Raw genomic sequence first — 14,020 nt, forward strand, 5'->3', positions numbered from 1 at the left:
CCTGTCCAGGATCAACTCAGCAACTGACGCAGAAGCAGCAGGCCGCCGACAGGGTTGCCTGCGGGATCCAGCGAACGGTCCATGCTTCCCCAAGGCGCTACGAACAGGCGATCGAGTACGGTATTGGGCTGCATCAGGCAGCTCATATCCCAAGCCGGGAATCGACGGGTTTCGATCACACCGTCGCCCAGCATATGCAGCCGCTCATGGTCGCTGCTGGCCCTGATGCGGCCGATGGCACCCTCGATGCCATCCTCCGGCCCTTCGATGTACTGCAGGAACCGGGCGCCATCAAACAGCATTGCGCCGGTGACGCCCGCCATCCGGTTGAAGCGCTGGGCGCCGTGCACGATGCGTTCAAGGCGGGGGGCATCAATGCCCGGCACAGCGACGCTTCGGTAGGCAACAGCACGCAACATGGATCAGTCCGGTGGGGTTCGAGAACACAAGGTACTCCTTCCTGCCGGTCCCCGCTTGTCCATTTCCGCTCAACGGGCCGCTTTCCCTCCAGGCGCTTTCACACGGGGATCAGCGGTGCAGCACGCCGCGTTCTCCCCATAACCGGGATGCTGCGGCAAACATCACGGCTGGACATCACATGTGCGAGCGAGAGGGACACTACAGCTGCGGTGCAGCCGGCGAAACAGGCCGGTTTCGGCTGGACCGGGTTGAATGCGACACGGAGCGCGGGGCGGGACCCCGCATCGTGACGGTACACGCCCATTGTCATGCGTGCGACAGCGACTTTGTCGCGCGCGAACCGCTGGGGCTGACGGCGATTTCCGGTGGCGCCGTGATCAGCTGCACCCACTGCAGCAACCGCCAGGCCATAGGCCAGGGCGTCTTTGACAGCCTGCCAACCCCTGAACGTCCATCGGCGCTCAGAAGAAGGGAGGCGTGAGCCAGGCCAATCCTGAAAGCTTCAGCAACCGGGACGCGCTGCAAATCCACGTGATGCCGCCGCCACACAGCGTCTACACACAGACCGGGATGCTCCCGACTCCCCGGCTGCAAGCCCGCAACCGGAACACAGAGCATCCCCCATGCGCGACCAGGTCAGATCCACACGCTACGCCACCCCGTCCCGCGTCCGCGAAGGGCGACCGTTCCCCCAAGGCGCCTCTTTCGATGGCCAGGGCACGAACTTCGCGCTCTTCAGCGCACACGCCACCAAAGTCGAGCTGTGCCTGTTCGATGACCAGGGCAACGAGCAGCGCATCGAGCTGCCCGAGTACACCAACGAGATCTGGCACGGCTATCTGCCCGAGGTAAAACCAGGCCAACGCTACGGCTATCGGGTGCACGGACCGTACGCCCCGGCCGAAGGCCACCGTTTCAATCATCACAAGCTGCTGCTCGACCCCTACGCACGCGAAATCGATGGCGACCTGACCTGGGCGGATGAGCTTTACGGCTACACCATCGGCCACCCCGACGGCGACCTGAGCTTTGATGAACGTGACAGCGCAGCGTTCATGCCCAAGGCCGTGGTGGTGGAAGACAGCTATGACTGGGAAGGGGATGAGCGCCTGCTCACGCCCTGGAACCGCACGGTTGTCTACGAGACCCACGTGCGCGGTTATACCCAGCGCCATCCCGAGGTGGGCGAGGACGTGCGCGGAACCTGTGCCGGCCTCGCCCAGCCTGCCGTGCTGGATTACATCCGCGAACTGGGTGTGACCGCCGTGGAGCTGCTGCCGGTGCACGCCTATCTGGACGACAACTACCTGCTGGACAAGGGCCTGCGCAATTACTGGGGCTACAACACGCTGGCCTTCTTCGCGCCCAAGCGCCGCTACCTGGCCAGTGGCCACCGCGACGAGTTCCGCGACATGGTCAAGGCCATGCACGGGAAAGGTCTCGAGGTCTTCATGGACGTGGTCTACAACCACACCGCCGAAGGCAACGAACTCGGGCCGACGCTGTCGTTCAAGGGTATCGACAATGCCAGCTATTATCGGCTGGCCGAGGACAAGCGCTACTACATCAACGACACCGGTACCGGCAACACGTTCAATCTGAGCAACCTGCAGGCCATCCGCTTCGTCTGTGACTCCCTGCGTTACTGGGCGCAGGAAATGCACGTCGACGGCTTCCGCTTCGACCTTGCCACCATCCTGGGGCGGGAGCCGACGGGATTCGACCAGCGCGGCGGCTTCCTCGATGCGGTGGGCCAGGATCCGCTGCTCAGCCAGGTCAAGCTGATTGCCGAGCCATGGGATTGCGGCCCTGGCGGCTACCAGGTCGGGCACTTCCCACCAGGATGGGCAGAGTGGAACGACAAGTTCCGCGATACCGCCCGCAGCTTCTGGAAGGGCGACGAAGGCAAGCTGGCCGAGTTCGCGACCCGACTGACCGGCTCGGCGGATCTGTTCGACCGACGCGGCCGCCGGCCGTGGGCCTCGGTCAACTTCATCACGGCGCACGACGGTTTTACCCTCAACGACCTCGTCAGCTACAACGAAAAGCACAACGACGCCAACGGAGAAGAGAATCGTGATGGCTCCAACAACGATTCGTCCTGCAACCATGGCGCCGAGGGGCCCACAGACGATGCCGGCATCAACGCGCTGCGCGAACAGCAGATGCGCAACCTGTTGGCGACGCTGCTGCTTTCGCAGGGCACACCGATGATGCTGGCCGGGGACGAACGCGCGCAGACGCAGGGCGGCAACAACAACACCTATTGCCAGGACAACGAAACGGCCTGGATCAACTGGGAGCATGACACGACCGAGGGCCGGCTGGCCCAGTTCGTCCGCGACCTGCTGGCCCTGCGCCAGAGCCATCCGATCCTGACCCGCGGCCGCTTCCTCAACGGCCAGTACAACGAACAGGCCGATGTGCGAGACCTGACCTGGCTCAACCCCGCGGGCAGGGAGATGACCGATGAGGACTGGAATGACGCGGGCGCGCGCTCGGTCGGGCTGCTGTTGGAGGGCAGGGCACAAGCATCGGGCGTGCGCGAGCATGCCAGCGACGCCAGCCTGCTGGTGGTGATCAATGCCTATCACGAGGGGGTGGATTTCGCGCTCCCGGACGACGAGGGGGCCTCGCTCGACTGGTCCATGCTGCTGTCTACCGATGCTGGCCTTGCGAGTAAGCGGGAAGTGCTGGGCGCCGGTCACTTCCTCGCCCCACCGCGCAGTCTCACCGTGTTCCGTTGCGGGGCAGCGGCTGCTGCCTGAGCCATGCAAAGAAGCCCCGCTTTCGCGGGGCTTCCTTTGTTTACGCAATATCCCACTTGTGTGCGGCGGCGGGCTTCTGCTTGTAGATCCCGCCGGCGAAGTCCACGTGCAGCTCCATCCAGTCGCCACCCTTCTGGCGCGCCAGTACTTCAAAGTGCTTGGGGTGACGCTGCGGTTCCCCTGCAGATGTCCATCCTGCCCGTTTCACGGCATCCAGCGCGGCGGCCGGATCTGCCTGGACGTGCTTGTCGCCATGATGGCCCGGCCCGTGGTGCGGTTTCTTGTGCTCGATCTCCACCCGCTTGCCACCGGTGCGGGCAATGCTGAGCACCTTGATCTCCGAAGGGCGACGTTCGCCCTCCAGCGTGACAGCCAGGCCGGGCCTGAGGGCGAAAGCTTCGGCGCCTTTCGGCCCCAGATCGGCCAGATAAGGCTGGCCACCCGCCAGCAGCGTGAAGCGGTGGGCGAACACGTGTTCAACAACGCCGGTCAAGGCGATTTTTTCGTGGTGCGGCATGTACTTCTCCTGAGAGCGCCCATGCGCGGGCGCAGGTATCAGGTGGGTGCCGCAACGCACGCATGCAATGGAGTTCGATGCCGGAGTTCAGCGCAGGTTGCCCCACGCAGATCGCATGATCACTCAACCAACGCCGGTCGGCCCTTCCAGAACCAGGCGTACCTTTCGCAACAGCTGCTGCCGGTTGAACGGCTTGTTCAGGACCTCATACTCCGAACCACCTGCATCTGTACGTTCAATCCCGGCTTCGGCATAACCCGTCGTCAGCAGCACCTTCAGTCTCGGCAGGCGGCGCTTGGCCTCGCGGGCAAGAAGTACGCCGTTCATGCCGCCGGGCATGATCAGATCGGTGAACAGCAGGTCGAAGACCTCACCCTGTTCCAGCAGCGCCAGCGCCGATGCCCCATCGTTGGCGACACGGGTCTGGTAGCCGCCGGCCTCAAGCAGCATCTGCGCAAGTTCGGCGACATCATCACGGTCTTCGACAACCAGGATGCGCTCGCTGCCGCCACGGTCCATGGCCATGTTGGAGGGCGCAGCATCCTTGGTCAGCGCATCGGTCGTGGCAGGGAAATACAGGCTGACAGTAGTGCCCACGCCTGGCTCAGAGGCGATCCGTACGGTGCCACCGGATTGCTTGACGAAGCCATAGACCATCGACAGTCCCAGCCCGGTGCCTTCACCTTCCTCCTTGGTGGTGAAGAACGGGTCCATCACCCGGCGCACGATGTCCGGCGACATGCCACTGCCGTTGTCCTGCACCGAAATGCAGACCAGGCGACCCGCCGGCAGATGATCGAGCTCGTTGGCGGCCGCAGCCTTGGAGACCTCCACGTTTCGCGTGCTCAGCAGCACGCGCTGGTCCGGGCGACCCTTCAGCGCATCGCGCGCATTGATGACCAGATTGAGGATGGCCACCTCTGCCTGGGTCGTATCGATCCTGCAGTTCCAGAGCGCGGGGGCGAGGTTCATCTGCAGCTCCACGTCCGCGCCCACACGCTGCGCGGCCAGCTCCACCGTGGAGGACACGAGAGAATTCAGATTCACCGTGCGGCCTTCCAGTTTCTGCCGCCGCGAGAACGCCAGCAGCTGCTGGGTCAGCACCGCGGCCTTGTTGGCGGCGGACTGCGCCTGGGTGGCGGCGCGCCTGACGAAGCTGTCGGACGGAAGCACCTTGTCAGACGTCCCAGTGATCATCTCCAGGTAGCCTGACATGACCTGCAGCAGGTTGTTGAAGTCGTGCGCGATGCCGCCCGTGAGCTGGCCAAGGGCTTCCATCTTCTGTGCCTGGCGAAGCGAATCCTCCGCATCACGCCGGCGCGACACATCCAGCTGCGAGCCGAAGAAGTACACCAGCGTGCCATCGTCATCGAATACCGGCGACACAAACAGCGCATTCCAGAAGGTCGAACCGTCCTTGCGGTAGTTCAGCACCTCGGTCGCCGCCTCTCGGGTCTCGGCAATGGCGTCGCGGATCTCGGCGATCGCATCGGGGTCGGTTTCCGGTCCCTGCAGGAAGCGGCAGTTGCGGCCAATCAGCTCGTCCCGCTCATAGCCGGTCATTTCGACGAAGGCCCGGTTGGCGAAGATGATCGGGTTATCGGGCTGATGCGGATCGGTGATGATCATCGGCATCCGCGTGGTTTCCACGGCGCTGAAAAAGATGTCTGACCGTTTGTCGCCGATGGGCAACGCGTTCTCGCTTCTTACCGACGGCGAGGGAAACCCCTTGAATTGATCGTTCGACACGCGATTCCCTGCTCGGTTGGATCGGATCACCGGAATGGCACCGGGCCCATCAGAGCCCGGCACCTTGCCACAACCGGCGTGAAAATGACCGCGTTCAGTCTTAACAGTTCAGCTTAAGGCGCGCTTTGCTCAGGCGATGCCCGCACCACCGGTAACGCCGAAGACCTCACCGGTCAGGTAGCTGCCTTCCTGGCTGGCCAGCAGTACATAGATCGGCGCGATCTCCACCGGCTGGCCCGGGCGCTTCATCGGCACCTGGGTGCCGAACTTGGTCACCGCTTCGGTCGGCTGCCCACCGGACGACTGCAGCGCGGTCCAGAACGGTCCCGGCGCAACGACGTTGGCGCGGACTCCCTTTTCGACCAGCTGTGCCGACAGTGCCTTGGTGTAGGCGACGATGCCCGCCTTGGTGGTGGCGTAATCCAGCAGGATCGCCGAGGGATCATAGGCCTGCACCGAAGCAGTGGTGATGACCGCTCCGCCCGGCGGCAGGTGCGGAACCGCTGCCTGGCAGATCCAGTGCATGGCGTAGAGGTTGGTCTTCATCGTCTTGTCGAAGTCCTCCGCGCTCAGCTCGGCAATGCTGTCGCGGTACTGCTGGCGAGCCGCATTGACGACCAGGATGTCGAGGCCACCGAAGGCCTCCACGGTGCGCTCGACCATCGTCCTGCACCACTCCGGGTCGGTGATGTCCCCCGGCAGCGCCAGCGCCTTGCGGCCTTCTGCTTCGATCAGTGCGAACACTTCTTCCGCGTCCGAGGCTTCGGACGGCAGATAGGACAGGGCGACATCGGCGCCTTCGCGGGCATAGGCAATGGCCGCAGCGCGACCGATACCGCTGTCGGCACCGGTGATCAGCGCCCGCCGTCCGCTCAGCTTGCCCGAGCCCTGGTAGCTGGTTTCGCCGTGGTCCGGTACGGGGTCCATGGCTGCGGCCTTGCCCGGCACCGGCTGCGGCTGGGCGGGGAAGGGCGGCTGCGGATACTGGCTGCGCGGGTCCTGCATTTTCAGACGATCATTCATGGTCGATCCTTATCGTGGGGCGGGGGAGTGGGCTGCTCAGGGGCAGCCTGGGAGTCTGCAATCGTGGCCATGGCCATCACCTGGGCCAGGTGGCTCAGGCCTTGCGGGGTGTTGCCGAGGTAGTGGCCCGTGGCCGGGTCCACCATTTCGCTGAGCACGCCCTGGCAGCGGCCGAGCGCGCCGTTCAACGCATCCACGCGGGCCCGGGCGTCCTCGACGAAGCCCAGCCGAGCGTAGCCCTCAGCCATCCAGTAGGAGCAGGCGATGAAGCAGCCTTCTTCTTCCGGCATGCCCGAGTAGCGGTAGTGGAAGTTCGACTGGCCCAGCTCGCGGTCGATGGCGCGCAGGGTGGCCAGCAAGCGGTCCCGGCCGTCGAAGCGGAAGCGCACGGCCAGCGCCACAGACGCATCGAGCTTGCCGCTGCCGGGGTACATCTCGAAGGCCTGCAGGGCATCGGACCAGCAGTGGGTTTCAATCCAGTCACTGATGCGGTCGCGCTCGCGCTGCCAGCGGTCACGGCACGTGGTCGGCAGCTGGCCCTGGTCGGCCAGCTCCACCGCCCGCGCCAGCGCCTGCCAGCAGCTGATCTTGGACATCGTGTAGTGCTCCAGCTCGGGCAGTTCCCAGATGCCGGAATCCTTCGCGCGCCAGTGGTCCGCGCAGAGATCGGCAATGCGGGAAAGCAGCTCCGCGCTGGCGCCATCCAGAATGTTGCCGGCCGCCACGAAGCAGAACGCGGTCTCGAAGATGTCGCCGTAGATGCCATGCTGGTGCTGGTCGCCGGCGAGATTGCCTTTCACCACCGGCTGCGTATCGCGGTAGCCGCGCATGGGCAGTTCCTGTACCGGCGCTACCCTTTCGCCGTCCAGAGTGAACACTACCTTCGGCCCATGACGGCGCAGCTGACGCAGCAGCCAAGTGAATGCCGCCTTGGATTCGGCCTCCAGACCGGCGGCCAGGAACGCCTGGATCGTGTAGCCGGCGTCGCGCACCCACGCGTAGCGGTAGTCGAAATTCTTGTCGCCGCCAATCCGCTCGGGCAAGGAGGTCGTGGCGGCAGCTGCAATGGCGCCCGAGGGTGAGTACAGCAGCAGCTTCAGGGCCAGCGTGCTTCGCACGAACGTGGCGCGGTCCCAGCCGTCATAGGACACATTACGTGCCCATGCCTTCCATTCCCGATCGGTCAGGTCGATGCGGCCATCCACTTCCTCCACCGATGGCGCCACCAGCGGCTCATCCTCGCCGACCACCAGCGCTACAGTCACCCGCTCGCCGGCAGAGACCGTGCACTCACCGCGTGCACCCTCGTCGGCCCACTGCAGCTGCAGCGCCGGATGATGGATCACAACACCCAGCAGCTGCTGCACATGGAAGACCGTGTGCTCGCCAATGGACGAACAGTAGGGGCTGGCTGATTGCGCACGCGTGCTCGGGAACATGCGCACGGCGAAGCGCACCTCGCCCTCCAGGCCCTCGATGCGCCGCGCCAGTTCGCACCAGGGCAGGCGACCGGCGTTGCCGCTGTTCAGCGACTCCGTCAACGAGGCACGGCCAGACGCCGTCGTGAAGACCGTCTCCAGCACGTTGCTGTCCGCCCGGTAATGGCGTTCGACAGCACAGGGCTCGATGGGCGCGATACTGAAGTAGCCGCCGTTGCTGCCGTCCAGCAGGCGATCAAACAACGGCGGGCTGTCCATGTTGGGCGCACACCACCAATCGATGGAACCGTCGCAGCCGGTCAAGGCAACGGAACGGCCTTCGCCCAGCGCCGAATATTGTTCGATGGGCAGCGCGCCGTCGCGCCTGCGTTCACGTGCGACCGGTGCTTCGCCGTTCTTCGTTTCAACCAGGGAGGTAGCCTCGGGCAGCGTCGACATCAACGCACCCTCCGGCAAGCGTGTGAGGCTGCCGGAACAGCCGCAGGGGTGCACATGATGGACATCTCAGACATGGGGTGCATCGAAACTATGGCGCCGCATGCGCAAACGGGGTGAGCCAGTGTTCAACGCCACGTGATCATTGCGCGGCGTTGACACCCGCATGCACGCCCCATGGACACGCCGACGACCATGCTCGCGCCGCTACATGCTGAGGTCTACATGCAACGTCCCACACTTTTCCTTCTGCACAGCCTGGGCGCCAGCCATCGGGAGTGGGACGCGGTGCAACGCGTCCTCGGCAGTCAATTCGAGTGTGTCGCGCTGGACATGCCTGGCTTCGGCGGCACCTCCGCAGGCAATGCGACCGACATCGACGCCCTCGTGGACTGGTTCCAACAGGAAGTCATCGCGCGTTCGCCCACCTGCTGGTTCGCCATTGGCCACAGCATGGGGGGCAAGATCGCCACGTTGCTTGCCGCCCGCAGCCGCGACGGGGTACAGGGCCTGGCAGGCCTGGCCGGTGTGGTGCTGGTGGCCGCATCACCACCGTGTCCGGAACCCATGCAGGAAGCACGCCGCGAGAAGATGCTCGAGTGGTTTGCCGGAGGCCCTCCCGCCCGCGCCGATGCTGAAGGATTCATCGACGCCAACACGCATCGACCGCTCCAGGGTGGCTCCCGCGAAGCCGCCATCCTCGATGTGCTGCGCACCGACCCCATCGCCTGGCGTGCCTGGCTGAAGCAGGGTAGTTGCGAGCATAAGCAGGAGGAGGCAGCCCACCTGCACGTACCTGCACTGATACTGGCGGGCGAAAAGGATGGTGACCTCGGGGAAGCCGCCCAGCGTGCCTTGAACGCGCCGCATTACGTGCACGCGACCGTCGACATCGTGCCGGACGCTGCGCACCTGATTCCCCTCGAGCAACCCGCGTGGCTTGCCCACCGCATTGCGGCGTGGGCACTGCCACTGGCTGCACGCGCACTGCCGCCGGCATTCATCCAGTTGCTGGATGCCGAACGGGTTGCACCGCGCATGCGGGCCCGGCTGCTGGCGCGACACGCCATGCCGCTGCCGCTTTCTGAGTCTGCGCTCCCCGCGCGCCGTCTGGGCGTGCTCACGGCCTTGGCGGCACACCTGGTGCCCGGCGCAGATGCCGATGATCTCGCACTGCGCGTCGGCCACGCTCTGGTGAACCATGAGAGCGACGGTTGGCGCTTTGCCGATCTGCCAACGGATGCGGACGCGTGGGCGCAGGCGTTGGATGAGCTCGATGCCGCTGCCAATGGGTTCAGCACGCTCGCGCCCGCCGCACAGCAGGCACTGCTGGAACAGGTGCAACGGCAGAGCGCCGCCGCGCCCGCAAGCGCCGCGCTTGACCCTGCGCAGTGGGCACTTTGGTTTGAAGATGCGAGGGCGCTGTTTGCCAGAACCTGGATGAGCCTCCCGTCGACGTGGGCCTCCGTCGGCTATGACGGTTTCGCTGTCGGTGGCAAGGGTGCGCACAGCCCCGGCTACGAGCACACCGGGGCAGGGGTCATCGACGGATGGCAGCTGCCATGCTGAATCGAACCGGCCGCAACGACGGGAAGGATGAATCGTTCGATGCCGTCATCATCGGTAGCGGCGCCGGCGGTGCCCCTCTGGCGGCCCGCCTGGCCGAGGCGGGCGTATCGGTGCTTGTGCTGGAAGCCGGCCGCACATTCACGCCGGATGATCATCTGGCCGACGAACTGGCGACGGACATCTACTGGATGGAAGAGCGCCTCAGTGGCGGCCAGACCCCAACCGCCTTCGGCGCCAATAATTCCGGGCAGGGCGTAGGCGGTTCCACCCTCCACTGGGGCGCATTCTGCCCGCGGCCCGATCCGCGCGATCTGCGCCTGCGGTCGCTGACAGGGCAGGGGGCGGACTGGCCCATCGCGAATGCAGAGTTGCTGGCATACGTGCAGCGCGTCGAGGCCTTCATCGGCGTTTCGGGCCCTGCGCACTACCCGTGGGACCCGGCGCGTCGGTACGGCTATCCGCCCGTGCTGCGCAATGCCTCGGCCCAGGCCATGCAGCGCGGTTGCGACGCGCTGGGCATCATCGCGACCGATGCGCCCGCGGCGCTGGTCAGCCAGGCCCGCCAGCAAGCGCACTGGGGCGTGCGCCAGGCCTGCAACCACTGTGGCGCCTGCCATCAGGGCTGCAGCAATGGCGCCAAGGCCAGCATGGATACCTCTTGGCTGCCCTGGGCGACGGCGCACGGCGCGGTCATCCGCGACCAAAGCCGGGTGGTAGACCTGGAGCGTGATGCTCTGGGACGTATCAGCGCAGTGGTCTACCAACGCGAGCATCGCCTGCACAGGGTGAAGTGCTCGGCCGCGTTTCTGTGCGCGGGCGGCGTGGAAACACCGCGCCTGCTGCTCAACCTGGGGCTGGCCAACAGCAGTGGCCAGGTCGGTCGCAACTTCATGGCCCATGTGGCCACCCAGGTGTGGGGGTTCTTTGACGCGGACATGTGCATGAACCGCGGCTATCCGTCCTCGCTCATCACCGAGGATTTCGTGCGCCCGCACGACGCCTCGTTCGCGGGCGGCTACCTGGTGCAGAGCCTGGGCGTGCAGCCGGCCACACTGGCCAACACCCTGGCCCGCGGCGCAGGGCTGTGGGGCCAGCCGCTGGTGGATGCACTGTCTTCCTACCGTCACCTGGCCGGCATCGGCATCAATGGCGAGTGTCTGCCGCAGGAGGGGAACCAGCTGACCCTCAGTGATGAGCGCGATGCGTTTGGCATGCGCCGTGCGCGCGTTGATTTCAGCTATGGCCGCAACGAAACGGCACTGGACGCACACGCCCAGGCTGCGCTGACCCGCATCTGGGAAGCCGCAGGTGCGACCGGCATCTTTACCGCCGCGCGATCGGCCCACACCCTGGGTACTTGCCGCATGGGCGACTCGGCCGAAACCGCGGTGGTGGATTCCGACGGCCGCAGCTTCGACATCCCCAATCTCTTCATCTGCGACAACTCCATCTTCCCCAGTGCGCTGGCCGCCAACCCGGCGCTGACCCAGATGGCACTGGGCCTGCGCACCGCCGAGCGGTTCCTGCAGACGCTGCCACCGCGCAGCACTACTTCCTCTCCAACAAAGGACACATCATGGATCTCGGAATAGAAGGGCGCATTGCGCTGGTCAGCGGTGCTGATTCGGGCATGGGCAAACAGACTGCACGCGAGCTGCTGCAGGCTGGGGCACGCGTCGCCATCACCGACGTACCCGATGGCACGCTGGATGAGGCCCTGCAGGAACTCTCGCCCTTGGGCGAAGTGATTGCCGTTGCCGGTGATGTCACCGATGCCGAAGATGTGGAGCGCATCTGGGCCTCGGTGCGAAGCGAACTCGGTGACCCGGACATCTATGTCAACGCGGCGGGCGTCACCGGCGCCACCGGCGATTTTCTTGATGTAGACGACGAGGGCTGGCTGCGCACGCTGGATATCAACCTGATGGGCGCTGTACGCATGTGCCGCCAGGCCATCCCCGCGATGCGCGCCAAGGGCTGGGGTCGCATCGTGTTGTTTGCTTCGGAAGATGCCGTGCAGCCGTATACCGACGAGCTGCCGTACTGCGCCTCGAAGGCGGGCGTCCTCAGCCTGGCCAAGGGCCTGTCAAAGCAGTACGGCAAGGACAACATCATGATCAACACCGTCTCACCGGCCTTCATCCATACGCCGATGACAGACGCGATGATGCACAAGCGCGCCAAGGAAAAGGGCATGTCGTTCGAGGAGGCCATCCGCACCTTCCTGGACGAAGAGCGCCCCGGCATGGTGCTCAAGCGCCGCGGCCGGCCCGAAGAGGTCGCCGCCGCCGTCCTTCTTCTTTGCTCCGAACGCGGCAGTTTCATCAACGGCGCCAACATCCGCGTAGACTCGGGCTCGGTCTTCACCCTGGCCGGATAAAACCCATCGCCGGCGCAGGTAGTGCCGGCCGCTGGCCGGCACCTCTCAAGGCTCATGATGCCCACCATCGCCACCGCTGCCGACTGGAAAAACAAGCCGCTCCCTGCCCGCCATATCGCACTGAAGCTCGACTTCCACCTCGATGCTGCGGAGTCGGCCTGCGTTCGCCATGGGCTCCTGCCCTTGGAAATGGAGGACAAATGGTTCCTCTATTACGAGGGCAGTACGCTCCACATGCACCGCAGCTGGACCGGCGTCTGCATTGCCCGGGTTCACTTCCTGCCAGAGGGCGACGGACTGCATGCCGTCAGCGTGGAGATCAATCGTGACCCTGAGCAGTATGCCGGTACCGACGATGCCGCGGATGTTGCCCTGATCGAGCGCATGGTGCGTGGGATGGGGGTCTCACAGCGTTACCTCGAACAGCGGCAGGCCGGTGGCCATGCGTGGGTAACCATTGCGCCGCCGAAGCCGCGCTGAACCACCTGCTGTCACAACAGCAGCAACGCACCGATCAAGGCGGGCGGCATCACCAGGATCCCCACACGCAGGAAATCGAGGGCGCCTACGTGCTCGCCCTCACGTCGCAGCGCAACCAGCCACAACAGGGTCGCCAGGGAGCCGGTCACGGACAGGTTGGGCCCCAGGTCCACGCCGACCAGCAATGCGGCCCGCACCTGCGCGGGCAGATCCGCCGCCTGCGCCACGGACCCGGCCGCCAGGCCTACCGGCAGGTTGTTGGCCACGTTGCTCAGCAGGGCGGCGGCAACGCCCGCAACCCAGCCAGCGTGGCTGGTCGAGCTGCGCGCCAGGGTCTCCAGTGCGTCCGCCGCCTGCTGGATCACCCCGGTCTGAGCGACTGCCTCCACCAGCACGAAAAGACCCGCCACCAGCGGCAGCACACTCCAGGACACGTGGCGCAGCAGCGGCAGGGGGCTGCGCCGTTGCGCCAGGGCTACGACGGCCACGCTCAGCAGCCCGGCACAGAATGTCATCAGACCCAGACGACCATTGAGTGCGGAGGTGACCACCAGCACCGTTCCGGTGAACACCACTCCCCCTGCTGCCAGGCGGCCTCCAGGGGACAGCGGCTGCTGTTGTGGCGAAACTAAGATCGGCTGGGCAATCTCACGGCGGTACAGCAGCCTCAGCACGGCATATGTGGCAGCGATGGCGGCCAGCGAAGGCAGCGCGAACTGCTTCAGCCATTCCAGCAGGGGCGGCATATGTGCGCCAAACACCACCAGATTGGCAGGGTTGGAAATGGGCAGCACGAAACTGGCGGCATTGGCGATGAAGGCGCAGACAAACAGATAGGGCAGGGGCGTGACCCTGGTGACCCGGCATGCCGCGTACACCGCAGGGGTGAGTACCACCGCCGTGGCATCGTTGGACAGAAGGACCGTCACCACCGTGCCGACCAGGAATACCAGATCGAACAGGCGCCGCCCCGAGCCGGCCGCGTGCTGGACCGCATACAGCGCCAACCAGTCGAACACCCCTTCGCGCCGCGCCAGCTCGGCCAGCAGCATCATGCCCACCAGGAACAGGTAGACATCCTGGCCCTCGGCCACCGCGCCCACGAAGGTTGCGACCGGCACGGCCCCGGCCAGTGGCAGCAGCAGCGCGGCGGCCACGGCCCAGACATATTCGGGAATGCGGAAAGGACGGAACAACAGGCCGGCAATGGTCGCCGCCACGGCTGCCCAGATGATCATCG

10 protein-coding genes and 1 pseudogene are annotated in these 14,020 nt (G+C 65.4%); 5 read left to right on the top strand and 6 right to left on the bottom strand.

What is annotated here, in order from left to right:
- Positions 1-11: 11 nt before the first annotated feature.
- Positions 12-419 carry a BLUF domain-containing protein gene (locus FJU31_RS05940; protein WP_150453922.1) on the bottom strand — a complete coding sequence of 136 codons (408 nt, stop codon included), beginning with the start codon at positions 417-419 and terminating at the stop codon, positions 12-14.
- 624 nt (positions 420-1,043) lie between these two features.
- Between FJU31_RS05940 and glgX the strand changes: the two genes are divergently transcribed.
- Positions 1,044-3,188 carry a glycogen debranching protein GlgX gene (gene glgX / locus FJU31_RS05945; RefSeq protein ID WP_150453923.1) on the top strand — a complete coding sequence of 715 codons (2,145 nt, stop codon included), beginning with the start codon at positions 1,044-1,046 and terminating at the stop codon, positions 3,186-3,188.
- Between the two features lie 40 nt (positions 3,189-3,228).
- On the opposite strand, the gene FJU31_RS05950 is transcribed toward glgX, so the two are convergent.
- The 4 genes from FJU31_RS05950 to FJU31_RS05965 all read right to left on the bottom strand — a co-directional run bounded on the left by FJU31_RS05950 (position 3,229) and on the right by FJU31_RS05965 (position 8,354).
- The gene (locus tag FJU31_RS05950; RefSeq protein ID WP_150453924.1) at positions 3,229-3,705 is read right to left on the bottom strand and encodes a hypothetical protein; all 477 of its coding nucleotides are present in this window, start codon (positions 3,703-3,705) and stop codon (positions 3,229-3,231) included.
- A gap of 123 nt (positions 3,706-3,828) precedes the next feature.
- Positions 3,829-5,454 carry a histidine kinase famiy protein gene (locus FJU31_RS05955; protein ID WP_150454004.1) on the bottom strand — a complete coding sequence of 542 codons (1,626 nt, stop codon included), beginning with the start codon at positions 5,452-5,454 and terminating at the stop codon, positions 3,829-3,831.
- Between the two features lie 129 nt (positions 5,455-5,583).
- Complete coding sequence (locus FJU31_RS05960; RefSeq protein WP_150453925.1) at positions 5,584-6,477, bottom strand: SDR family oxidoreductase; 894 nt, start codon at positions 6,475-6,477, stop codon at positions 5,584-5,586.
- Complete coding sequence (locus tag FJU31_RS05965; protein WP_150453926.1) at positions 6,474-8,354, bottom strand: glycoside hydrolase family 15 protein; 1,881 nt, start codon at positions 8,352-8,354, stop codon at positions 6,474-6,476. The genes FJU31_RS05960 and FJU31_RS05965 overlap by 4 nt, the downstream gene beginning before the upstream one ends.
- Positions 8,355-8,576: 222 nt before the next feature.
- Between FJU31_RS05965 and FJU31_RS05970 the strand changes: the two genes are divergently transcribed.
- From FJU31_RS05970 to FJU31_RS05985, 4 genes and pseudogenes are all read left to right on the top strand, one after another.
- Positions 8,577-9,920, top strand: coding sequence for an alpha/beta fold hydrolase (locus FJU31_RS05970; RefSeq protein ID WP_150454005.1), 1,344 nt, complete (start codon positions 8,577-8,579; stop codon positions 9,918-9,920).
- Positions 9,914-11,446: pseudogene (locus tag FJU31_RS05975) on the top strand (GMC family oxidoreductase); the annotation flags it as partial. The gene FJU31_RS05970 and the pseudogene FJU31_RS05975, both read left to right, overlap by 7 nt.
- A gap of 50 nt (positions 11,447-11,496) precedes the next feature.
- Entirely contained in the window at positions 11,497-12,300 is an 804-nt protein-coding gene (locus FJU31_RS05980; RefSeq protein ID WP_150453928.1) for an SDR family NAD(P)-dependent oxidoreductase, read from the top strand.
- Positions 12,301-12,357: 57 nt separating this feature from the next.
- Complete coding sequence (locus tag FJU31_RS05985) at positions 12,358-12,780, top strand: hypothetical protein (RefSeq protein ID WP_150453929.1); 423 nt, start codon at positions 12,358-12,360, stop codon at positions 12,778-12,780.
- Between the two features lie 11 nt (positions 12,781-12,791).
- Here the strand turns inward: FJU31_RS05985 and FJU31_RS05990 are convergent, their stop codons facing one another.
- Positions 12,792-14,018: an arsenic transporter gene (locus FJU31_RS05990; RefSeq protein WP_246161227.1), complete on the bottom strand. Its 1,227-nt coding sequence runs from the start codon at positions 14,016-14,018 to the stop codon at positions 12,792-12,794.
- Between the last annotated feature and the right edge of the window lie 2 nt (positions 14,019-14,020).

The sequence above is a fragment of the Stenotrophomonas cyclobalanopsidis genome, from assembly GCF_008710035.1.
GTDB lineage: Bacteria > Pseudomonadota > Gammaproteobacteria > Xanthomonadales > Xanthomonadaceae > Stenotrophomonas > Stenotrophomonas cyclobalanopsidis.